Origin of the sequence: Desulfurobacterium sp. (genome assembly GCF_027028515.1) — a bacterium.
Lineage (GTDB): Bacteria > Aquificota > Aquificia > Desulfurobacteriales > Desulfurobacteriaceae > Desulfurobacterium_A.
The window spans coordinates 1-23,343 of the sequence record NZ_JALVIW010000058.1 but is presented as its reverse complement, the minus strand read 5'-3'; the positions used below and the strand labels follow the sequence as shown (position 1 = coordinate 23,343).

Below are 23,343 nucleotides of genomic sequence, written 5' to 3'. Positions count from 1 at the left end.
CCTTCCTCTCTCTGCTTAGATGTGTGTAATTGTGTAAACTGTCAGAGCTGACTGGTAGATTATCTGGATTACATCCCTTATCAGCGGCCGCCACATTGTTGGAACGTGTATCTTTGTCGGAACAATCACGGCGTCGCCCGGTTGCAGTTCGTAGTTCAGTATCTCCTCTTCCGGAGTTCCCCATAGGAATCGTCTCTCACGGGTGCTCCATGTTATAAAGGAGAATTTCCTGTCTGAGGATAGTGTTGTTCCGTCCGCCTTTATTACGAAAATGTTTTCTCTGTCAGCGTCTTTTGTTAGACCACCACAGAGTTTGAGGTAGTCTTTAACTGTCATTCCTTTCTGGTAAACGATAGCACCAGGATTGTAAACTTCACCGAACACTAAGACGCTTGACGGCTTTTTAGGAACTATAATCTGGTCGCCGTCTTCAAGGAGAATGTTGTAAGGAGAATTTTTAAGTTTTTCCAAATCTTCAGGAATAACAATGCCCGTTATTCTTCCTGAAACCTGAGTTTTTTCCATAAGTTCAAGGAGCTTTCTCTTTGATTCAAAGGCACTCTGCCTTGCTGCAAGCTCCTGCTGGGATAGATCAGCCTGCATAATGCCTGCCTGTTCCTTTTCAAGTTCCTGTCTCATCTGCAGAATAGCCTTTGAAAGTCTCTCTTTTTCCATTGTCCGGACAGAGTTTCTGAGAATTATAATGCCTCTTGGATATGCGTTTTCTCTAAATCCACCGGCAGCTTTTAAAACGTCGTAAAGAGTTGTCTTTGACGTTATCTTAAATGTTCCGGGATTTCTCACATATCCAGATACAGAAACCTTTTCAACGATTTCGTCAGGTGCAATCTCTCTTATGACAATTCTGTCGCCGGGATTCAGCGTTATGTTGGCATCTGTATCGTGTTTCATAAGGAGATTGTATAGGTAAACGGAAGTTATATTGCTCTTTATAGTTTCAGCACCACTTTCTGCCTGAACTTTTATATTCTGTGCCTTTTCAAGAGCAGAGGCGCTTTTTGCATTTCTGGATAGTTCTCTGTAGATATCGGCTTTTAGTTTTTTAATGTCTTTTGTAAATTCTATCCCGGAAAGTGCGTCAGAGAGTTTCATCCCCCTGTGATATGGGATAAAGTGGGGGTTTTTAACAGCGCCCGAAACCTTTATCGGTGAAAAGACAAACTTTGGATAGAACTTTATAACGTCAAGAGGTTTTATTTCAATGTCGGTTTTGTGGTTTAGAATGTCTATGGGTGCAAATTCTTTTATCTCTTTTATATCTAATGTTTCCGGGTCTCTTCTGTCGATTTCTGCATAATGAAGGTTGGTATTTATTAAAATCATATCAGGTGTTAAGAGTTCTGAGAGCTTCATGCCTTTTCTGTAAGCATAAACGCCGGGATATTTTATCTCTCCTTCCACAACAAAGGCATCTTTTATTTTATTAAAATCAACATTTTTTGTTGTCCCAAACTTATATAAATAAATTTTGTCACGTGGCATAAGGAAAATATCTTTGTTGCCATTTATAATGTCCTCAGGCGCAAATGTTATGTATTTAGGCGGTGTTCCAAGAGGATACTGGCGCAGGATAAGACCAAATTTCATGTTTGTGTCAGGAAGAAACATATCCGAGTTTAAGATATCTGAAAGCTTCATTCCTGGTTTATACTCATAGAGTCCCGGATAGGCCGTGTATCCATCAACCATTACTGCATTTTGAGGAACAGAAATAACCTTTTTGATAACCACTAAATCGCCGCTGTGGAGGGGTTGGGAAATAAAATTTTTATCTGAAAGGGAACCTTCGATAACTTCAAGGAATTCATTATTTTTATAGCGCTGAATGACAACTTTATATTTATAGGCAGATGGAAGAACTCCGCCTGCCATCTTTATAAGATCCTTTAATGTTTCGTTACCTTTCAGTTCGTAAATTGCCGGTCTTCTTACAGCGCCGCCGATTCCTGCAACCTTTTTAATTGGAGGTATAAAAATCACGTCTCCGTCTTTAAGCCTCATGTTTATAGGTTCTCCTTCAAGAAGAAGCCTGTAAAAGTCTATGTGGATTGTTTTTACGCCGTTTGGTGTTGTTCTTCTTACTATGATGTTTCGCAGGCTTCCTGTTCCTTTTACACCGCCGGCCATTATTATGGCATCGATTACAGTGTTTGCACTTGTTGCTATAACGGCACCTGGATTTCTGACTTCTCCAGAAACATAAACGGGGAACGTTCTGAGTCTTCCAACGGTGAGTTTTATGTTAACTCCCAAAGCTTTTGATATAAGCGATTCAGCTTCACCTAACGTTTTTCCCCAGACATAAAAGACGCCAAATCCGGGAATATAGATTTTTCCCTCTCTATCAACGACAAGTTTCGTTATCTGGGATATGTCAATGTTGGGAGGGTTTCCTATTACATATAAAAAGAGTTCATCACCTGGCCCGAGTACATAGGTTTTATCAACGGGAATGCTTAAAGCCGGCAGTTTCTTCCCTACAAAGAAGTTGTATCCGAACTGTTTTAGTTTTATTCCTAAAGCTTTTGTTCTCGTATAAAATCCAGCCTCTATGGAACTTGCTTTACCTGTAAAGGTAGCAGACTTAGCTGTTTCGGTTAGGCTTTTTATCTTTTCTTTTGTTTGAGAGCTTATCTCTGTTTCCGGATTTGTTGTTTCAACAGGTGAGGTTTTGGTGGAGGGCGCCGTTTGAAGAGTATTATTGGATTCTACTCCTAAAGTTAAAGGATTTCTAATTTCTATTTGAGAAGAAGAAGCGGTTGAGTTTGCTGTAGTTTCTATTTGTGGATTTTGAACGGTAATATTTGTTTCTGATGCAAGAGGTGCCGATACCGCTTCAGCGAACGTTTCAGGAATGTATGTAACTGAGAGGGCGACTATGGTTAAAAGGGATATATATTTTCTCATCCGTTTTCCTCCACTTTATGCCTTTCTTTTACATTATCTAACCACTCTTTGAAAAATGCGGCAAATATACCGATAAAGAGGCCGGATATTAATCCCACAATTATTATGAGTGCTTTCTTGGGTTTGTAAGGTTTTTCCGGGATGTAAGGGGGGTCTATAACCTGAAATGCAATTTTGTCTCTCATTTCCTGTGCTTTTGCAAGTTCGTATTCCTTAACAAGGGATTGGTAGAGTCCCTGTGTTATTGCAAGTTCTGTCTTGAGCCTTATCAGATTGAATTGATAGTTTGGAACGGATATAAAGGTCCTGGCGGTCTTCAGTTTTTTTATTTTTGCTTTTATCTTATTTAATTTATCCTGAAGTTTTTTTCTATCTTGAGGAGAAAGCTCTTTCCTTTCTAAAACAGCTTTTATCTTTTCTCTTTCCGCGATAAGCCTGCCCTCTTTCTTGCCGTTATTAATGGTGTTGTTGTCAAATGACAGCATGGGGATCTCTTTTATCTTTCCCTGTATAAATTTGGCATATATTCTCTGAAGCTTCTCGAGCCTGCTTTTTACTTCCTGCAGTTGCTTGCCGAGGTATTCCCTGTATTTTTTTGATACTGTAAAGGTTTTCTCTTCAAGAATTTTGTTTGTGGCGTTTAATAGGTCTTCTGCAATTTTATAGGCTATTTCAGGGTCGTTTTTAAAGTCCACATCAACAGTTATTACTCCGGTTGTTTTATCTGTAGATACAGAGATAAGGTCGTCAAGAGCCTTCGCGCCGTCTATAAGCGTTGGTGGCTTTTCGTCCTCATCCAGCTTCCATGTTTTTGTTTCATTATCCCATTCATCGGGGAAGAGAAGGGGTAAAAGGTTTAAATCTTCTATTATCTGTTCTTTTAGGATGCGACTTTTAAGGATTGATTCTACGGTTATGCCTGATTGTGACATTCCGGGAAGTGATATTGGAAGTGAGGAGAGGAAGGAGCTTAAACCTCCCTTGCTTTCGCCTCCCAAGGGCATGAGTGTTATTTCTGTTCTGTATGTTTTTGGAAGTACGAAGCATAAAATTAAGGCTACCAGCGTAAATAGTCCGGTTATTCCCCAGACGATTTTTTTTCTCTTTTTTAATGTTAGATATAATTCGTAAAGGTCAATTTCGTCATCCTCTATATAATAAGGCTGTGGTTGAAACTGTTCTTTAGGTTCTTTTTCCATAAAGGTCTCCGTACTTTGATGGTATCGGATGAAATTGTAGCTTAATTATACCTTATTTTGTTAATTTAACAGTTTGTGTCAATTTTTCTTTCCTTCGCTTTTCTGTAGAATATATTTCTTTTAAACACAGCTTCAGGGAGAGAATATGGAAAGAGGCAGGATAAGGAACTTCTGCATCATTGCTCATATAGATCACGGAAAATCGACGCTCGCGGATAGGCTGCTTGAATATACAGGAACAGTTTCAAAGAGGGAGATGAAGGAACAGTTTCTTGATTCTCTCGACCTTGAAAGGGAAAGAGGAATTACCATTAAACTCAACGCAGTCAGGATGAACTACCATGCCGACGATGGAAAAGATTACGTTATGCACCTTATAGATACGCCGGGGCACGTTGACTTTTCTTATGAAGTTTCAAGGAGTCTTTCAGCCTGTGAAGGGGCTCTGCTTGTTGTTGATGCGACTCAAGGGATAGAGGCTCAAACGATTGCAAACTTTTTCCTGGCCTTAGAAGCAAATCTGGAGATAATTCCAGTTATTAACAAGATAGACCTTCCTTCTGCCAATGTGGAATGGGTTAAAGAGCAGATAGAGGAGGTTTTAGGACTTGACAGCGAAGATGCAATTCTTGCCAGTGCTAAAGAGGGAATAGGAATAAAGGAGATTCTTGAAGCCATTGTGAAAAAGGTTCCTCCCCCTTCAGGAGACAGAGATAAACCGTTAAAGGCGCTGATTTTTGACTCTTATTACGACAACTATAGAGGTGTTATCCCATTTATCAGGGTTTACGATGGTGTTATAAAGCCGGGGATGAAGATAAAGCTTATGTCTAACAACAAAGAGTTTGAAGTTGTTGAGGTTGGTACTCAGGCACCCTTTATGACAAAACTCAACGAACTCGGTCCCGGTGAGGTGGGCTATATAGCTGCAAATATTAAAAATATTGAAGATACTCAGGTTGGCGATACGATTACCGATGCTGAAAATCCTACAGAAGAGCCATGTCCAGGTTTCAGGCCCGCAAAACCAATGGTCTTTGCCGGTCTTTATCCTGTTGATTCTGACAGATATGAAGATTTGAAGGAGGCTCTAGAGAAGCTCAAGCTTAATGATGCAGCTCTTTTTTATGAGCCAGAAACTTCTGCAGCTCTTGGTTTTGGCTTTCGCTGTGGATTTTTGGGACTGCTCCACATGGAAGTTATAAAGGAAAGATTGGAAAGGGAGTTCGGCCTTGACCTCATAGCTACGGCTCCGAGCGTTATTTACAAAGTTACGCTTACAGATGGGACGGTCATTAATGTTCAAAATCCTGCTGAAATGCCCCCTAAGGAGAAAATAGAGAAGATAGAGGAACCTTACATTAGAGCATCAATAATAACGCCTGCTGATTATGTCGGTCCGATAATGCAGCTCTGTCAGGAGAGGAGAGGAGAACAGAAGGGCTTTAGCTATCTTGATCAAACAAGAGTAGAGCTTCAGTACGACATGCCACTGTCGGAGATACTTTTTGACTTTTTTGATAAGCTAAAATCTGTTTCCCGGGGCTACGCATCGTTTGATTATGAACTTATAGGTTACAAACCGTCCGATCTTGTTAAATTGGATATTCTCATAAATGGTAAACCGATAGATGCCCTTTCTGTGATTGTTCACAAGGACAAGGCTTACAAAAGAGGACGTCAGCTTGTTGAGAAGTTAAAAGAGATTATTCCAAGGCAGCTCTTTGAGGTTGCAATTCAGGCAGCAATAGGCAACAAGGTCATTGCAAGGGAAAATGTTAAGGCTCTCAGAAAAGACGTTCTCGCCAAATGTTACGGTGGAGACATCACCAGAAAGAAGAAGCTTCTGGAGAAGCAGAAAGAAGGTAAGAAAAAGATGAAAATGCTCGGAAAAGTGGAAGTGCCACAGGAAGCGTTCCTTGCCGTTTTAAAGGTGGAGTAATTTGTGTTATATTTAGTCTCGTTTAAAAATAGTGTTTGTAAGGAGAGGTGTTTTGGACGAGAATAAACTTTATGAAAACATAAAATCTTTTGCCGTTGCGATAGTTTTAGCTTTAATTATAAGGACATTTATAGTTCAATCATTCCACATTCCGTCAGGTTCCATGGAGCCGACTCTTCAGATAGGTGATTTTATCCTTGTTGATAAAGTTACCTACCATTTCAGAAAGCCGCAAAGGGGGGATGTGGTCGTTTTCCACTTTCCCCTGAATGAAGATGTTTACTACATAAAGCGTATAATGGCTGTTCCCGGCGATAGGATTCAGGTAATTAACGGTAGGGTCTATATTAACGGAAAGCCTCTGAAGTATTCACCGGCCGGTACCTATTCTTACGAGGAAAACGGTATTAAGTACACCGGAGAGCTGTTTCATGAGGAAGTACCTGTGAAAAAAGGTGTTTTTAAGGATCACTTCATTTTAAAAACAGGAACGGTAGGAGATAATACCCCTGTTTTTACCGTACCGCCGGGGGAATATTTTATGATGGGAGACAATCGTAACAACAGTTATGATAGCAGATTCTGGGGATTTGTTAAAAGAGATAAGATAGTTGGAATTGCCAGAATTATTTTCTTTTCCTGGGATTCAACTCATTTTCGTCCAAGACTTTCTCGTATTGGAAAGCTGATTAACTGAACCAGACCATTTCTTGCACCTGTAAAACAGGGGATATAAAATTCAATCTACCGAATTAATAATTCCAACGCTAATGAAATCTATTTATATCAGGAGGAGAAATATGGCAAAAACCTACGGTTACGGCTTTCCCCGCTTAGGAAAGCAGAGAGAGTTTAAGACGCTCATAGAGGGGTACTGGGCCGGTAAGTTCACAGAAGAAGAACTCAGACAGGGGATAAAAGAACTTAATAAAAAGAGAGAGGAGACTTACAAAAAGTACGTTGATGCCTTTCCAAAGGGTGAGATGACTTTTTACGATAACCTTTTTGATACGGCTTTAATATTCGGTATTTACAGCGCAGAAAACCTTGATGAGTACTTTAACCTCTGCCGTGGAAAGAATGCCCTTGAAATGACCAAGTGGTTTAACACCAACTATCACTACCTTGTTCCCGATTTTGAAGGTAAAGAGGTAGAGTTTAAACTTGGCTGGAACAAGCACGAAGGTATAAAAGAGAATGCTTATCTTATAGGTCCGTTTACACTGCTTAAACTTTCCAAAAACCTTCCTGAAGGAAAGTTTGGTGAACTTTTAAAGAAATTAGCGGTCAAGTATGTTGAATACTTTAAGTCTAATGGTTTTGAATCTGTTCACCTTGACGAGCCCGCTTTTGTTATGGAACTTACAGACGGAGAAGTTGAAGCCATAAAGGAAGCTTATAAAGCCTTTGACGGTGTTGATGCCAAGATAAACGTTTTCACCTACTACGACAGTGTGGATAATCTTCAGTTTGTTTTTGATTTTCCTGTTGCAGGTGTTGGCGTTGACCTTGTCCACGATAGGGGAGAGAACCTTTCACAGCTTGAAAAGGTAGATCCTAAAGGAAAGACGCTTTATGCTGGTGTAGTTGATGGAAGAAATGTCTGGAGAGCTGATATATTCAAAAAGGTGGAAATTATTAAGAAGCTGTCAGAAAAGTTCGATGTTGTTATCACAAATGCTGCGCCACTATTCCACCTTCCTGTAAACCTTAAAGGCGCAACGTTGCCACCTGAACTTGTTGCAAAGGTTGCCTTTGCCGAAGAAAAGCTCAACGAACTTAAACTTATAGCGGATGTTGTTGAAGGTAAGGAAGATGAGGCACGTTCATGGATTGAAGGAATTGATAAAGCTTTTGGTGTAAGGGAGAGTGTAAGAGAAAGAGTGAGAAACCTTACGGAGGCGGATTTCAATAAGCCTGTTCCTTATGCAGAAAGGATTAAGCTTCAGCAAGAGAGATTAAAACTTCCTCTCTTCCCGACAACTACGATAGGTAGCTTCCCTCAAACTCAAGAGGTAAGGAGGGTGAGACTTCTTAACAGAAGAGGTCAGCTTTCAGATCAGGATTATGAAACGTTTATAAAAGGTGAAATTGCGAAGGCTATAAAGATTCAGGAAGAGCTTGGTGTAGATGTTTTCGTTCATGGTGAGTTTGAAAGGAGTGACATGGTTGAATTCTTTGCGGAAAAGCTTGAAGGAATAGCAACTACAGGTAACGGATGGGTTATTTCTTACGGAACAAGGTCTTACAGACCGCCGATTATCTTTGGTGATGTTGAGAGAACAGAGCCGATGACCGTTAAAGAGATAGCATTTGCCCAGAGTCTCACAGATAAGCCTGTAAAAGGAATGTTAACAGGACCTGTTACAATCATTGCCTGGAGTTACTGTAGAGAAGACATTCCGGTTTCAGAGGTTGCTTACCAGATAGCTCTGGCTATTAGAGACGAGATTGCCGATTACGAGGAAGCAGGTATTAAGATTGTTCAGATTGACGAAGCTGCTTTCAGAGAAAAGGCACCTATTAAGAAGAGAAACTGGGATGAGTACTTTGACTGGGCTGTTAAGTCTTTTAGAGTTTGCCACGCCAGGTCAAAACCGGAAACTCAGATTCATTCCCACATGTGTTACTCTGAGTTTGGCGAAATAATTGAGTATATTCTTGCTATGGACTTTGATGTTATTTCTATTGAAGCTTCAAGGTCTAAAGGTGATATCATAGAAGCCTTTGAGAAGGTTAACTTTGACAGGCAGATAGGACTTGGTGTCTGGGATATTCACTCTCCATACGTTCCATCTGTTGAAGAGATGAAGCCGATTGTTGAGAGGGCGCTTAAGGTTATTCCTAAGGAGAACTTCTGGGTTAACCCTGACTGTGGTCTTAAGACAAGACGCTGGGAAGAGTGTATTCCTGCAATAAGAAACATCGTTGCACTTGCTCATGAATTGAGGGAGGAGGCGTGATGCCTCTCTCCCCTTTCCTTGATGTTGAGACGCCGGTTACGTTTAAGGATCAGCCAGGTGTTCAATCAGCCGTTCTCTATACGTACATACCCCTGTGCAACCTTGAATGCTTTCAGTGCCATAACAAACTCTCGTTTGACAGCCGTTCAGGATTTATTTCTTATGAAAAACTATCCGAGAAGCTTGATAAACTAAAACTCCTTGGCGTTGAACTGATAATTATCTCTGGTGGTGAGCCGACTCTTGAAAAGAGACTGGAGGAAGGTTTAAAATTTATCAGGAAAGCAGACTTTCCAGTAAGGATAGATACTAATGGAACATTACCTGACAGAATAGAAGAGCTTATAAGGAATAAAATGGTGGATGGATTTGCTTTAGATATTAAAATTCCGATAAAAGATGTTTATTCTGATGAAGAAAAAGCGAGATTTAAACAGATTTTATTTTCTAATAAACTTGAAAATGATAAAAAATTATCCTGGTATGTTGAAAATTTAAAAAAATCTGTTGAAAAAATTAAGAAATTCACTCTTGAAAATGGTTCTCAATTGACTATATTAAGAACTGTTAGGTATCCCTTATTAACGGAGAAAGACTTATCTGATATAAGAACTTTTGCTGAGTCAACAGGGATTCCCTATCAAATTAATCCTTTTTACAGTGTGGAGGCGTAATGAACAAGTATTTCAGGCTTATTGACCTTTTCATCGGTAATGATGATATTGCCAGAAACAATGCGAACTTTGTTAGAGGAATTCCCACTCTTGAACATGTTGTTGTTGGTGACGTAATGAAAGATTACCTCTTTGATGTTATATATGACGGGCTTCCTGTCAGAATTCATCATGAAGAGGGATGGGCTTACCATCATCAGACATACAGGCTTTCCGCTTACTGTATTGGTCTTTCTTCCAAAGATATAGCGTTTTACGGCTTAAGGAGTAATGCGAAAAACGAAAGGAGGGCGGCGCCTCCAAAGAGACTGGAAACACTCTTTATGCAGTGTGCGAATCTGATATGTCTCGTTGCACAGGAAGTTTCAGGTGCAACTTCTCTTAACGATATATCAACCGTTGCTGCAGGTTACCTCTATCACATGGAGAAAACGGGGAAGAAAAAATACACCGATTATGAACTTGAAAACATCTGGCAGGAATTTCTCTACAACATTAACCTTCCGTTTAGAAGTGGAAACTCACCGTTTTCAAACATAACCCTTGATTTTGCGAAGCCAAACACGAGGCTAAAAGATGAGCCTGTTATATATGCAGGCGAACTTCTCTCATACACCTACGGTGAGATTCCTTCAGAGTACTTTGACAGGATAAATGAAGCTTTTATTAGAGCTATGAAGAGGGGTGATGCAGACGGAAATCCTTTTACATTTCCGCTCATTACGGTTAATGTAACCGACGATTTTGATAAGAACAATCCTGCATGGAAGCTTCTGTTGAAGGAGTCAGAGTACTTTGGAGGATTCTACGTTCAGAATTACAAGACAGAACCATTTATGAAAGATTCCATCTACAAGAAGAAAAATCCTTACATAAAGCCCTTTGATGAGGGTATGATTTACAGTAACTGTTGCCGTATGCTGTTTGATATTTCACAGGTTGAAGCGGTAACAGGTTCCAACCCATTCCATTCCGGTTCAGGTGTCGGCGGTATAGGTGTTTATGCCATTAATATGAACAGGTTACTCTTCCTTGCAAAGCAGGATTTTGACTTTTTAACGGCCATGATAGATTACGTGATGGATATCGGTGCAAAGGCTCTTCAAAGGAAGAGAGCATGGCTTAAAAAACACTGGAACGATCTATATCCATATCTTTCTTTCTATCAAAAGGATGATAAGTCTCTCTTCAACATCTTTTCCGTTGTTGGTGTACATGAAGGCATGGTTAATGCCGGTTTTGAAGGCGGTTTATTTAACGATGAAGCAAAGGAGTATGCGCACAGGATAGCTCAGTATCTCTACAAGAAGCTTCACGAGTTTATGGAGAAAGATCAGGTTCTCTACTCTCTTGAGTATGCGCCGTCTGAAAACGCAGCGTGCAGAATGGCTGAAAAGGATATCGCTTTTGCAAATGCCATTGCTCAGGTACTTTCAGGAGAGAGGGAAAAGGAGATTTCAGTGGATCCGGAACTTAATAGATTTATAGATAGGGCGCTTGAGAAGTTTGGAGAGCGCATATTTGATATACCGGTTGGGAGGTAAGAGATGGAGAAAGTTCAGAAAATTACACCGAAGATATGTGTAAATGGTGATCCTGCAAATAAAAGGGTGTTCTTAACGTCGGGATTTCAGGCACCGTTTCAGGAAGGGGATTTGCTCAAGCAGATAGATGTGAATTCACACTTTCAGAGTTACGCTACCGGTGGAAGTATATTTCACCTTTTCACAGCAGAGGAGATGACACCGGAAGAGCAGGAAAAACTCATATTCAACATAATTGACAATTTTCCCATTCAGTACCTTACAAAGACACCATTTTTAACAACCTGCAATACCTGTGGTCATAAGATGGTTGGTAGAAAGACGGTCTGCGAAAGGTGCGGTTCTGAAGATGTTACCCTTTGGTCAAGACCTATTGGTTACTTTAGACCAGTAATGAGAGGCAAGATTTCAAAGGATTACAAAGAGGCGAACTATCTTTTCTGGTTGAACGGAAGGGTTGAAGACTTTGCCACAAGAAAAGAGGTAAGAAAAAAGGATGTTGAACACATCCTTGAAGAGTTAAGCTCAATGCTTTAACTGATTTTAATATCGGTACATTTAAAGCCCCTCTTTAAAGAGGGGCTTTTTTATTAGGAAATTTTTCGGATATCTTTTATACTTTACATTGTAAATTTTTCTGGAGGAGTGTAGCGTGTACAAATTTCCTGATAAATTTGGAAGGTTTGGCATATTTGGAGGAAAGTTTGTCCCTGAAACGTTAATGGCGGCACTTTCTGAACTTGAAGAGAGCTACTACTACTATAAGAATGATAAGGCGTTTCAGGAAGAGTTTAATGCGCTTTTAAAAGATTACGTTGGAAGGCCTACACCTCTTCAATTTGCGAGAGGTTTGTCTGAGTACATCGGTGGCGGTGTCAGGATATACCTTAAAAGGGAGGACTTAAACCACACCGGAGCTCATAAGATAAACAATGCTCTTGGACAGGCTCTTCTTGCGAAAAAGATGGGAAAAAAGAGGATTATCGCTGAAACCGGCGCCGGTCAGCACGGTGTTGCAACGGCAACGGCCTGTGCATTTTTAGGGCTTGAATGTGTTGTTTATATGGGTGAAGAGGATGTTCACCGTCAGGCACTGAATGTGTTCAGGATGGAACTTTTAGGCGCGAAAGTTGAGGTTGTTAAGTCAGGAAGCAGAACACTGAAGGATGCAGTAAATGAGGCGATTCGCGATTGGGTTACAAACGTTAGAACAACCCACTACATAATAGGTTCCGTTGTAGGTCCACATCCTTATCCGGAAATGGTTAGAGATTTTCAGGCTGTTATCGGAAGGGAAGCGAAGGAACAGATACTTGAAAAAGAGGGAAGGCTCCCAGATATGATTGTTGCCTGTGTTGGCGGTGGGAGTAATGCCATGGGAATCTTCTATCCGTTTGTTGAGGATGAAGAGGTTGAACTCATAGGTGTTGAGGCAGGTGGCTACGGCCTTGATACCGGCAAGCATGCAGCCAGCATATGCAGAGGTTCTCTTGGCGTTCTTCACGGTGCCAAATCCTACCTTCTTCAGACCGAAGATGGACAGGTTTTACCGACACATTCTGTATCTGCGGGTCTTGACTATCCGGGTGTTGGCCCTGAACACGCTCTGCTTCACCATATTGGCCGTGCAAAATACGATGCGGTTACGGATGAGGAGGCGATAAGGGCGTTTCAAATTCTTTCAAAAACAGAGGGTATTATTCCGGCACTTGAGAGTTCTCATGCTGTGGCATGGCTTATTAAAAATAGATCAAAATTGAAAAATAAAGTTGTTATAATGAATCTATCGGGCCGTGGTGATAAAGATGTAAACCAGATAGGAGAAATACTTTCGGAAAGGGAAGATTTGAAGTTATGACCCATGAATTTAAAAGTGGTTCCTCTTTGGCTATTCTTGATAGGACGGAGTTTTTAGAGAAGGTAGCATCTCTTAAAGACGATAACCTTGCTCTTTTCATCATTGATGTTGATGACTTTAAATTGGTCAATTTTTCATACGGTTACCGTATGGGAGATGCAGTAATTTCTGCCGTTGCTAAAAAGGTCTGTTCGGTTGTTACCCGGTACTGTTCTTCTTTCATTATTGGTAAGGTTGGTTCAAACAGTTTTGCCATTCTTGTTAGAGGTCTTGATCCGGTGCTCGGGTTTCGCAGAATAGAGGAGATATACAACAAGCATTTTGAGAGATTGAACTTTAAAATAGGAAGGGACTTTTTCTCTCTGACCACAAGTTGCGGTGTTGCGTTTTACACAAGAGATCAGGGGAATGTGTGTGATCTCTTTAAAAAGGCCGAGGAGGCACTTTACAGTGCAAAGAGGAGGGGAAAAAACTGTATTGTTTTTATAGATAACGAATCGAGCAATTTTGATAAGATGCAGGAAATACGTCTTAAGCTTGTTGAGGCTGTAGAAAAGCGGACAGTGATTCCTTACTTTCAACCTATAGTGAGTCTCAGAACAGGGAGAATTTACGGTTATGAGGTTTTAGCCAGAATATTTCACGGTGACGAAGTTTTAAAAGGAGATTATATTATTGATATTGCAAACACGTTTAATCTAATTCCTGAAATAGATAAGATCATTTTTGAAAAGGCCTCTGTTTATCTTGATAATAGTTATAAGCTTTTCTTCAATCTTTCTATGAAATACTTTTTTAAGGAACTCAATAATATATGGAGGGTTGTGAAAGATAGGAATCTAAACTCTTCCAATATTGTCATTGAGATTACGGAGTCGCAGAAAGTTATGGGGATGAACGTTGCTCAGAGTATCTTTCAGATTTTTAGAGATATGAATGCAAAGATAGCTATTGACGATTTTGGTTCAGGTTACTCCTCATACAGTTACCTTAAAAAGTTTCCTGCAGACATTCTTAAGATAGACGGAGAATTCGTTAAAGGAGCGAAGAGAGATATAAGGGACCTGACGATTATGAAATCGATAGTTGAGGTTGCCAAGCCTTTTAGACTGAGGGTTTTAGCTGAGTTTATAGAGGACGAAGAGGATTACACACTTATGAGAGAAATCGGTGTTGGTCTTGGTCAGGGATGGTTCATAGGTAAACCGCAGCCTGAACCGTATGATGTAAAAATAGATATATAGAGGATAGAATTATGAAAGATTTACTCTTTACAGCAATTACAGCAATAACGACAGCTTTAAAAAGCGGTGAAGCTATTCTTTCTGTCTATGAGAGAGATTTTGAGGTGGAAGAAAAGGCGGACAAATCACCTCTTACAGAAGCAGATAGGCTTTCTCACAGGATAATAGTTTCCCATCTTCCTGATTATCCTATACTTTCGGAAGAAGGAAAAACAGTTCCTTATGAAAAGAGGAGCAGGTGGAAGCGCTTCTGGCTTATAGATCCGCTTGATGGAACCAAAGAGTTTATTAAGAGGAATGGTGAATTTACGGTTAATATAGCTCTTATTGAGAATGGAAGGCCAATTTTAGGGGTTGTTTATGCACCTGTTGTAAAAACGCTTTACTATGGAGCGGAAAAGATAGGAGCTTTCAAGGTTGAAAATGGCAAATTTTCTTTTTTAGAAGAGATAACTTCTCCTGAAAGGTTCTGGAACGAAATAGAAAAGGTAGCGGTAAGGCTTCCTGTAGAGAGTAAGAGAGAGGAAGTGGTTGTTGTTGCTTCCCGTTCCCATAGAAATCCTGAAACAGAGGCTTTTATAAAAGAGATAGAAGAGAGGTTTGGCAAGATAAAAACGGTTTCTAAAGGAAGTTCTTTAAAGCTCTGTCTTGTGGCAGAGGGGGAAGCTGATGTTTATCCAAGGCTTGCACCTACAATGGAGTGGGACACCGGGGCTGGCCAGGCAGTTGTTGAAGCGGCAGGCGGACGGGTTGTTAATTATGAAACAGGTAAACCATTAATTTACAATAAAAGAGATTTATTGAACCCGCACTTTGTTGTTTTTAGAAAAGATTTTATTTTATGAATGGCTTAAAAAGTGGTTTTTGATTTTTGGAGAGAGATGGTTTTTTAAATTCTCGATACAAAATAGATAGAATTTCATTTTTTAGCATATAAGACATTGACAACACCAGACAAGATTTCTATAATTTAAAATAGTGCACCTAAAATTAATATTTTGTTATTCTTTTCAGGAGGTTTATATGGCTAAGACAGGTTCTAAAATGCTTGACGACAGGAGACTTGAAGAAGGAGCGGAATGTCTGAAAGCGCTGGCTTCTCCGGTAAGATTAAAGATTCTTTTTAAGTTAAAAGAAAAACCGATGTGTGTAACAGACCTTGAGAAAGAATTGGGAATTTCTCAGTCTTCTCTTTCGCAGCATCTCAGGACACTTCGCTATAAAGGGATAGTTGACAAAAAGAGAGAGGGGAATAAAGTTTATTACACCATTTCTTCAGACGCTTTTATTCAACTTTTAAATACACTGCCTGACATCATTTGCTTTAAGGGATAAAGTATGTTTAGAAAGTTGTTTAAGAAAGGAATAGATACCGGGGAAACAAAAGCTTCAGCGGTTCCTTCCGGTTTATGGATAAAGTGTAACGAGTGTAAAAGCCTTCTGTTCAGAGGTGAGCTTGAAAAGAATTTGATGGTGTGTCCAAAGTGTGGCTTCCATTTTCCGATGGAAGCAAGAGAAAGACTCTTTTCCCTTTTTGATAAAGGGGAGTATGAGGAACTTGATACAGAGCTTGAGCCAAAAGATATTTTAGGGTTTAGTGACCGTAAACCGTACACTGAAAGACTTGCTTCTGCTCAGAGAAAAACGGGTTTAAAAGATGCTGTTGTGAATGCTAAAGGAAAAATTGGCGAAATAGATGCGTACGTTACCTGTTTTGATTTTAAGTTTATGGGTGGAAGTATGGGCTCGGTGGTCGGCGAGAAGATTACAAGAAACATAGAAAGGGCTGCAGAGGAAGGGATACCTTTCATCTGTATCTCTTCTTCAGGAGGAGCAAGGATGCAGGAGGGAATTATCTCCCTTATGCAGATGGCCAAAACATCAGCAGCCCTTGCTCGTCTTGAGGAAAGGGGGGTTCCTTACATCTCTGTTCTTACCCATCCTACGATGGGTGGTGTTTCTGCAAGCTTTGCCTTTTTAGGGGATGTGATTATTGCAGAGCCTGGGGCTCTTATAGGTTTCGCCGGCCCCCGGGTCATTGAACAAACGATAAGACAGAAACTTCCAAAAGGTTTTCAAAAGGCAGAGTTTCTCCTTGAACACGGATTGATAGACATGGTTGTTCCAAGGGAAGATTTAAAGGATACGATAGTCCATTTTCTTAAACTGTTTACAGAGAAGGTAGTTGCTTAGGTGACTGATTTTGAGACCTATTTTGCCAGTAAAGAGTTTGTCTGGAAAATCGAGCTTGACAGGATAAAGGGTGCTTTAAGCACCCTTTCTTTTTCTCTGCCTCCATCCGTTATTGTTGCCGGTACCAACGGCAAAGGTTCCACTTCCACTTGTATTGCTTCTATTTTGAAGGAGCACGGAAAAAAGGTGGGTCTTTTTACATCTCCACACATCTTAAGGTTCAACGAGAGATTTCGCTTGGATCTCAGACAGGTTGATACAGAGACTTTGAATAGGGCGTTTAGAGAAATTTTGCCTGTTGTTGAAAAATTCTCTCTGACTTACTTTGAGGCTGCTTTTTTGCTTGCTGTTTTTCTTTTTAAAGATTGTGATTTTGTCGTTTACGAGGTTGGACTTGGCGGAAGGCTTGATGCTACAAACGCCATTTCTCACGATTTAGCGGTTATCACCCACATTGATTTTGACCATAAAGATTACCTTGGTGATACGATAGAGAAGATAGCTGTTGAGAAGTTGCACGTTGTAAAGGATAGGATTCCTGTTGTTATTTCCGATAATCCGCCGGTTGTTTTCAGGCTTGCAGAAAAGTTTACGGATAGGATTATCGCTTACGGCAGGGATTTTTCCACTTTAGATGTTAATGTTTCTCTTTCAGGAACAGAGGCTTTTTACAGGGATGAGGATACGGCATTTCGCTTTTTAGTTCCTCTTTACGGTTTTCATCAGGCTGTAAACAGTGCTACGGCCGTTTCAGCTGCAAAGATTATTTTAAAAGAAGTTTTTGGCGAAGAGTTTTCAGTTTCAAAAGCTGTGAAGGGATTGTCCAGCGTGAAGCTTCCGGGAAGATTTCAGATTGTAAGGGAAAAACCTCTTTTAATAGTGGATGTTGCCCATAATCCTGATGCCGTAAAGAAGTTTGTTGAAACTTTGAAGCTTCTCGAGCTAAAAGTGGATGTTCTTTATTCTGGTTTAAGGGATAAAGACGTGAAAAGGGTTATGTCAATTCTTGAAAGCTATACAAAATCGCGAGGAAGACGATTATTTGTTACAGAAATAGATAATGAAAGGGCACTTTCCGCTGAAGATATCAGAAAATTTTCAGGCTCTGCCGCTATTGTGAAGGATATTTCAACTGTTTTAGATAGACCGATTGCCGTCGTTGGATCCTTTTACCTTATTGGAAAACTTTCTAATTACCTCTCTGACGATTCTCTCTTCCTCTTTTGAGAATTTTCCGTCTTTAAGAAGTTTTTCTATTAATGATGGATTTCTAAGGTACGTCTTTTCTATAGATTTTTCCTTCCTCCACAGTTCTATCTTTTTATGGTGCCCTGATAAAAGGATTTCTGGAACCTTCATTCCTCTATATTCTACAGGTCTTGTGTAGTTTGGATATCCCATAAGGCCTCTGTCACTGAAGGAGTCTGCTTCAAGAGATTCTCTGCTGCCGAGAACACCGGGTATTAGTCTTATAACGGCGTCCATTATTACCATGCCTGGAAGTTCCCCGCCTGTTAAAACATAGTTTCCTATTGATATCTCTTCATCTACTATCGCTTTCACTCTCTCATCGACGCCTTCGTACCTTCCACATATTATGAGTATGTTCTCTTTTTTTGATAATTCAATGGCTTTTTTCTGTGTAAAAGTTTCTCCCCAGGGTTCAGTTAAAATTACGTACGGTTTTTTTCCCCTCTCTTCGCAGATGTGATCAAACGCCCGGAATATAGGTTCCGGTTTTAAAACCATGCCGGGTCCACCGCCGTAAGGAACATCATCAACCACTCTGTGCCTGTCTGTTGTGAAATCTCTCAAATTGTGAATTTTTACGCTGACCTTTCCCGACTTTATGGCTCTTCCTATAACGCCTTCTGTGAGAAAGCCTGAAAACAGTCCCGGAAGGACGGTTAAAACATCAAAAGAAGGCATTAGATGAGGCCCTCTATTGGTTTTATTGTGATTATTTTTTCTTTTACGTTTATATCTTTTACAAATTCATCTATGAACGGTATAAGGGCTTCTTTCCCATCTTCCTTTTCTACTACAAGTATGTGGCTTGCCGGCATTTCCATTATTTCTTTTACCTTTCCTACAGTGCTTTTCTCTTCTGTTACTACTGTACAACCAATCAGATCTTCGAAGAAGAATTCATTGCTTTCTAAAGGTGCTGTATCTTCTTTTTTTATGTAAAGTTCTGTATTTATCGCAGATTCTGCTTGGTTTCTGTCTTCTATCTCTTTGAACTTTGCTATGAATATGTTTTTGTAAGGCTTAATTGATTCAATTGTAAGGTTTTTTTTCGCCGTTCCTCTGTATCCAGAAAGTGTTTTAACGTGAGATATCTGTCTCTCAAAAATGTCAGATTCGGGTTTAATTTTTACATCACCTTTTATCCCGTGAGCTCCAACGATTTTGCCTATTAGAACTTCGTTTGAGTGATCTATCTTTTTCTTCCGTCTCTCTAAAATTTCTTTTATGCTTCTCTTTTTCATCGTTTCTCCGAAGAAGGAAGGGGGGCGTAGGCCCCTCCTGATTGTTAGTTGTTCTCTTCAGGTTTCTGAATTTTTTCTATTACAAACTTTTTGAGCTTTTCCTGGACCTCTTCCTCGCTTTCAGGTGGTTTTGCTTCCTGTGGCTGTTCCTGTATGAGGCCTTTGGCTTTGAGTTGCTCTAAAACTTCCTTTCCAAAACTTACAGGTCTTCCCTGCGGGTCTATAAATATGTGCTGTGTGAATCCAACCGCAAGTACAGCTTCGTCTCTTATTATTCTGTAGTCAAACCTTATGCCTCTTGATTCTATGTTTGTGATGGCCGTTTCTATTGTTATTAGGTCGTCGTAAACAATAGGGGCCATGTATCTGCAGGCGGTTTCAACAACAGGCATTAAAATTTGTCTCTGCTGAAGTATCTGTCTATATTCAATACCTAAAGCTCTGAAAAGCTCTGTTCTTCCTCTTTCAAAAAGATGGAAGTAATTGGCGTAGTACATTACACCGTATGCATCCGTTTCACCCATCGTTACCCTGTATTGCATGGTCCCTACGATTACCTGCTGTTGTTGCTGTTTTTGCTCTTCTGCCATCCTTTCCCCCTTAATGTCTAAAGTGTCTTATCCCTGTAAATACCATTGCCATTCCGTGTTCGTTTGCCGCTTCTATTACTTCATTGTCTCTTATTGAACCGCCCGGCTGTATAATGGCCTTCACACCAACCTTTGCAGCTTCGTCAACACTGTCTCTAAATGGGAAGAAAGCTTCACTTGCGAGGACGCATTCTTCCATGTCAAGTCCCATCTCTTTTGCTTTTAGAGCAGCACATTTTGCAGCGTCAACGCGGGATGTCTGTCCTACACCTATTCCTATGGCAACGCCGTCTTTGGCGTAAACTACAGAGTTTGACTTTACCCATTTTACTACTTTAAATGCAAAGAGAAGGTCTTTCCACTCTCTTTCCGTAGGTTTTCTTTCTGTTACGACTTTTAGCTTTTCCGGTACTACTGTGATGAGGTCCCTATCCTGTACCAGCATTCCGCCAACAACTTTCCTGCAGTCAAACGGTGAGTTCTCACCCCGCAGGGTAAGATTTTTAAGGCCGTTTGTTGTAAGCACCCTTAAGTTCTTTTTCGTTTTTAGTATTTCAAGGGCATTTTCAGAGTACTTCGGTGCTATTATGCATTCATAAAATCTTTGAACTATAAGTTTAGCTACCTCTTCGTTAACAGTCGCGTTAAACGCTATGATACCACCAAAGGCGGAAACCGGGTCAACTTTAAGTGCTTTTTCATATGCCTCTTCAGGTGTTTTCCCTATGGCCATTCCGCAGGGGTTGGCATGTTTTATTATTGCGCAGGCGATGCCGTCTTTTTCGGGGTCAAACTCCAACACTAAATTGAACGCACCGTCTATGTCGTAGATGTTGTTAAAGGAAAGTTCTTTCGCTCCGTGTATCTTTTCTGCGTTTGTTACGCAGGGTTCTTCGTTAAATATCTCTCTGTAAAATGCTGCTCTCTGATGTGGATTTTCACCGTATCTTAAATCCTGAATTTTTTCAAATGTGATTGTTAGTGGATTTCTGAATTCTGGCGGCTCAGTGTTCTTTTTACCTTTTTCGTTTACGGAAAATAGGTATTCTGTTATTACAGCATCATAGTGGGCTGTCAGGTTAAAGGCCTTTTTCGCTAAGTAGAATCTGGTCTTAAGCGAGATTTCGCCAGTGCTCTTAAGTTCTTCTACGATTTTGTCGTAATCTGCAGGATCTGTTACTATGGTCACGTACTTAAAATTTTTGGCTGCGGCCCTTACCATTGTTGGCCCGCCAATGTCGATGTTTTCTATGATCTCTTCAAAGGAAGAACCTTTTTTAACGGTTTCTTTAAAGGGGTAGAGATTAACTACGACAATGTCTATTCGCTCTATGCCTAATTCTTCCATCGTTTTTATGTGGTCAGGGTTGTCTCTTTTAGATAGGATGCCACCGTGAACTTTGGGATGGAGTGTTTTTACTCTTCCTTCCATTATTTCGGGAAATCCGGTTATTTCAGAGATCTCTTTTACGGGAATGTCGTTTTCTTTTAGAAGCTTTGCCGTTCCGCCTGTTGAGATGATTTCTACACCCATTTTGTTAAGTTCTCTGGCAAATGGGACGATGCCGGTTTTGTCAGATACGGATATAATAGCTCTAACAGGTTTCAAATTAGCCTCCTGCGGAATTTGATTTATTGCTACAGAATTTTATCAAACCGAGATTGGGAGCTTTTCATGAGATTGAAACTTTTGAAAGTTGGCGCAGTTTTTCTTTCACTTTCTGTATATTTGCTTGCTTTTACAATTCCTCTCTCTGTAGCCGGTGACAATATTGCTATTGGTGTTGGTGTTTTAGGCCTTGTTTTACTTTTACTCGGTGGTGAAAGTGTAAAGTTACCTGATCTTAAACCTTTAACTTTTTTTGTAGTTCCGGAGGCTGTTTCTATTGTTCTTTCACAAGATTTTAGAAAAGCTTGGAAACAGAGTTCCTTGAATCATCACCTTTTTCCAGTGGTTCTCGTCTATGATAGACTTAAGAAAGGGTTGTCTTTAGAAAGACTTTTGAAATTTTTATCTTTTAGTTCTCTTGCTCTTGCCTTTTCTGTAATATTTGAGGCTTTTACTCATCAGAATATAAAGCATTTCCGGCTTTCAAGGTTTCATTTGTTTCTTGAGCCGGTCAGGGCAAAAGGTTTGTTCCATCAGCTAACTACGGGGGGAGTTCTTTTTCTCTTGCTCTTTCTTTTTGTCGGGTTGAGCCTTAGATATAAGAATTCACTCTACAGGCTTGTGGCGTTTTTTCTATTTCTATCGGTTATTTTGAATCAGAGCCGCTCTTACTGGATAGGGATGTTTGTGGGTTTGACTTTTCTGTTTTTGTTGATTTATAAAAGGAAAGGGTTTTTCTATTTTTCCGGTTTTTTTGCCATCTTCATCTGTATGGCTTTTGTTTTTACACCTTTAAAGGCGAGACTTGAGAGCATTTTAAATACAAAAACTAACGGTAGCAATACCACAAGATTGATCATCTGGCGTTCACACTACAAAGCTATTAGAAATGACTTTTCTTTTAAGCAGAAATTGATTGGTGCACCGGTTGTAGGTAAGGATATGTGTTGTAAATATATACCTGAGAGCTATGAAAAAGTTCTTGGGAAGAAGCCGCCTAAGGTGGAGAATCTTTGTGATAAGCAATTCTACCATTGTTTAAGTCATAACATATATATAAAATACCTGACAGATTTTGGAATTTTAGGGTTGATTGGTTATATCAGTTTTATTCTGTATTTAGTGGTAATGAATATTCGTGGCTTTTCTCAATTTTCAGAGCCACTTTTTGCCGCTTTTGCCTCTATGTATGCTGGCTTTGCCGCAGCCGGTTTCTTTGAAAATAACTTTACAGATGCTGAAGTTAAGATCTGTTTTATGTTTATATTGGGTATAAATTTTTACCTTCTTGATAAACTACGTTCAGGAGAAAAACTTTGAAGAAGTTTCCCTGGTGGCTATTTAGTTACATTAAAGAGTACAAGTTCTTAATGATAGTTACAGTTGTTGCCATGTTGGTTCATTCGGCGGTAACATCCTATCTTGCGTATTTCATAAAGGATATAATAAACTCTGTCTTCGTTACTAAAAACGAACATATGCTAAAACTCCTGCCCTTTATTCTTTTAGGACTTCTCCTTGTTAAAGGGGTTGCCTTCTTTTTCAGTTACTATACAGCTTCATACCTTGGTCAAACGGTGATAGCAAGGTTGAGAGAGGATTTGTACGATAAAGTTTTGAGGCTACCGATGGATGTGCTTCAGGGAGAGTCTGCGGGCTCTTTCGTTTCAAAGATAATCAATGATACGGCGCTTCTGCAGGAATTTACAGCAAGATACGTTGTTGCTTTTATGAGGGATCTTACAACATCTATAGGATTGATGATTGCGGTTATTTATATGGATCCCAGGCTTGCCTTTGCCGGATTTGTTGCATTACCTCTAATAGGTATTGTTATATCTGAGTTTGGAAAAAAAGTTAAAAAGTACACTTTCAGGATGCAGGAGAAACTTGCTAACCTTACAGCTCATCTGTTTGATGGTGTTAAAAACATAAGAGAGGTAAAACTCTTTTTACTTGAAGAGCGGTTTTCCGACCTTTTTAAAGAAGAGAATAAACGTTATGTAAAGCAGTTTATGAAGATAAAGTTTATTCAGGGCATCTATCCTCCCATTGTTGAAATTATTGCCGGTGTTGTTATAGGAGGGTTAATCTTTTACGGCGGTTA

Annotated in this window: 20 protein-coding genes; 14 read left to right on the top strand and 6 right to left on the bottom strand. The window is 39.9% G+C overall.

The window, feature by feature from the left end; all coding sequences use genetic code 11:
- Positions 1-15: 15 nt before the first annotated feature.
- Entirely contained in the window at positions 16-2,928 is a 2,913-nt protein-coding gene (locus tag MV676_RS05605) for an SLBB domain-containing protein (RefSeq protein WP_297445750.1), read from the bottom strand.
- Positions 2,925-4,127: a Wzz/FepE/Etk N-terminal domain-containing protein gene (locus tag MV676_RS05600; RefSeq protein WP_297445749.1), complete on the bottom strand. Its 1,203-nt coding sequence runs from the start codon at positions 4,125-4,127 to the stop codon at positions 2,925-2,927. The genes MV676_RS05605 and MV676_RS05600 overlap by 4 nt, the downstream gene beginning before the upstream one ends.
- Before the next feature lie 145 nt (positions 4,128-4,272).
- On the opposite strand from MV676_RS05600, the gene lepA reads away from it, so the two are divergent.
- The 12 genes from lepA to MV676_RS05540 all read left to right on the top strand — a co-directional run bounded on the left by lepA (position 4,273) and on the right by MV676_RS05540 (position 17,772).
- Positions 4,273-6,069, top strand: coding sequence for a translation elongation factor 4 (gene lepA, locus MV676_RS05595; protein ID WP_297445748.1), 1,797 nt, complete (start codon positions 4,273-4,275; stop codon positions 6,067-6,069).
- A gap of 52 nt (positions 6,070-6,121) precedes the next feature.
- Positions 6,122-6,766, top strand: a complete 645-nt coding sequence (gene lepB, locus MV676_RS05590) for a signal peptidase I (protein ID WP_297445747.1) — start codon at positions 6,122-6,124, stop codon at positions 6,764-6,766.
- Between the two features lie 103 nt (positions 6,767-6,869).
- Entirely contained in the window at positions 6,870-9,032 is a 2,163-nt protein-coding gene (metE, locus tag MV676_RS05585; RefSeq protein ID WP_297445746.1) for a 5-methyltetrahydropteroyltriglutamate--homocysteine S-methyltransferase, read from the top strand.
- Positions 9,032-9,706 carry a radical SAM protein gene (locus MV676_RS05580; RefSeq protein WP_022847369.1) on the top strand — a complete coding sequence of 225 codons (675 nt, stop codon included), beginning with the start codon at positions 9,032-9,034 and terminating at the stop codon, positions 9,704-9,706. The genes metE and MV676_RS05580 overlap by 1 nt, the downstream gene beginning before the upstream one ends.
- Positions 9,706-11,250, top strand: coding sequence for an anaerobic ribonucleoside-triphosphate reductase (gene nrdD / locus MV676_RS05575; RefSeq protein ID WP_027720070.1), 1,545 nt, complete (start codon positions 9,706-9,708; stop codon positions 11,248-11,250). The genes MV676_RS05580 and nrdD (MV676_RS05575) overlap by 1 nt, the downstream gene beginning before the upstream one ends.
- 3 nt (positions 11,251-11,253) lie before the next feature.
- A complete protein-coding gene (nrdD, locus tag MV676_RS05570; protein ID WP_297445745.1) occupies positions 11,254-11,787 on the top strand; it encodes an anaerobic ribonucleoside-triphosphate reductase in 534 nt (177 codons plus the stop codon).
- Between the two features lie 115 nt (positions 11,788-11,902).
- Positions 11,903-13,108: a tryptophan synthase subunit beta gene (gene trpB / locus MV676_RS05565; protein ID WP_022847368.1), complete on the top strand. Its 1,206-nt coding sequence runs from the start codon at positions 11,903-11,905 to the stop codon at positions 13,106-13,108.
- A gap of 26 nt (positions 13,109-13,134) precedes the next feature.
- Positions 13,135-14,352, top strand: a complete 1,218-nt coding sequence (locus tag MV676_RS05560; protein WP_297445744.1) for a bifunctional diguanylate cyclase/phosphodiesterase — start codon at positions 13,135-13,137, stop codon at positions 14,350-14,352.
- An 11-nt stretch (positions 14,353-14,363) separates the two neighbouring features.
- Positions 14,364-15,197, top strand: a complete 834-nt coding sequence (gene cysQ / locus MV676_RS05555; protein ID WP_297445743.1) for a 3'(2'),5'-bisphosphate nucleotidase CysQ — start codon at positions 14,364-14,366, stop codon at positions 15,195-15,197.
- A 178-nt stretch (positions 15,198-15,375) separates the two neighbouring features.
- Positions 15,376-15,687 (top strand): metalloregulator ArsR/SmtB family transcription factor, encoded by a 312-nt coding sequence (locus MV676_RS05550; RefSeq protein ID WP_022847365.1) that lies wholly within the window; start codon positions 15,376-15,378, stop codon positions 15,685-15,687.
- Between the two features lie 3 nt (positions 15,688-15,690).
- Positions 15,691-16,545, top strand: coding sequence for an acetyl-CoA carboxylase, carboxyltransferase subunit beta (gene accD / locus MV676_RS05545; protein ID WP_022847364.1), 855 nt, complete (start codon positions 15,691-15,693; stop codon positions 16,543-16,545).
- Positions 16,546-17,772 (top strand): Mur ligase family protein, encoded by a 1,227-nt coding sequence (locus MV676_RS05540; RefSeq protein ID WP_297445742.1) that lies wholly within the window; start codon positions 16,546-16,548, stop codon positions 17,770-17,772. It abuts the gene before it with no gap.
- Here MV676_RS05540 and trmD read toward each other — a convergent pair.
- Genes trmD through purH form a run of 4 tightly spaced genes read right to left on the bottom strand, consistent with a single transcriptional unit; the run spans position 17,683 to position 21,236 of the window.
- Positions 17,683-18,474 (bottom strand): tRNA (guanosine(37)-N1)-methyltransferase TrmD, encoded by a 792-nt coding sequence (gene trmD / locus MV676_RS05535; protein WP_297445741.1) that lies wholly within the window; start codon positions 18,472-18,474, stop codon positions 17,683-17,685. The genes MV676_RS05540 and trmD overlap by 90 nt on opposite strands.
- Positions 18,474-19,037 (bottom strand): ribosome maturation factor RimM, encoded by a 564-nt coding sequence (gene rimM, locus MV676_RS05530; RefSeq protein WP_022847361.1) that lies wholly within the window; start codon positions 19,035-19,037, stop codon positions 18,474-18,476. Before rimM ends, trmD begins: the two co-directional genes overlap by 1 nt.
- A 44-nt stretch (positions 19,038-19,081) precedes the next feature.
- Complete coding sequence (locus tag MV676_RS05525; RefSeq protein WP_022847360.1) at positions 19,082-19,627, bottom strand: thioesterase family protein; 546 nt, start codon at positions 19,625-19,627, stop codon at positions 19,082-19,084.
- A gap of 10 nt (positions 19,628-19,637) precedes the next feature.
- Entirely contained in the window at positions 19,638-21,236 is a 1,599-nt protein-coding gene (gene purH, locus MV676_RS05520) for a bifunctional phosphoribosylaminoimidazolecarboxamide formyltransferase/IMP cyclohydrolase (RefSeq protein WP_297445740.1), read from the bottom strand.
- Between the two features lie 66 nt (positions 21,237-21,302).
- Between purH and MV676_RS05515 the strand changes: the two genes are divergently transcribed.
- Both MV676_RS05515 and MV676_RS05510 read left to right on the top strand, forming a co-directional pair.
- Positions 21,303-22,556, top strand: coding sequence for an O-antigen ligase family protein (locus tag MV676_RS05515; RefSeq protein WP_297445739.1), 1,254 nt, complete (start codon positions 21,303-21,305; stop codon positions 22,554-22,556).
- The coding region (locus tag MV676_RS05510; RefSeq protein ID WP_297445738.1) for an ABC transporter transmembrane domain-containing protein at positions 22,553-23,343 on the top strand (791 nt) is incomplete at its 3' end. The genes MV676_RS05515 and MV676_RS05510, both read left to right, overlap by 4 nt.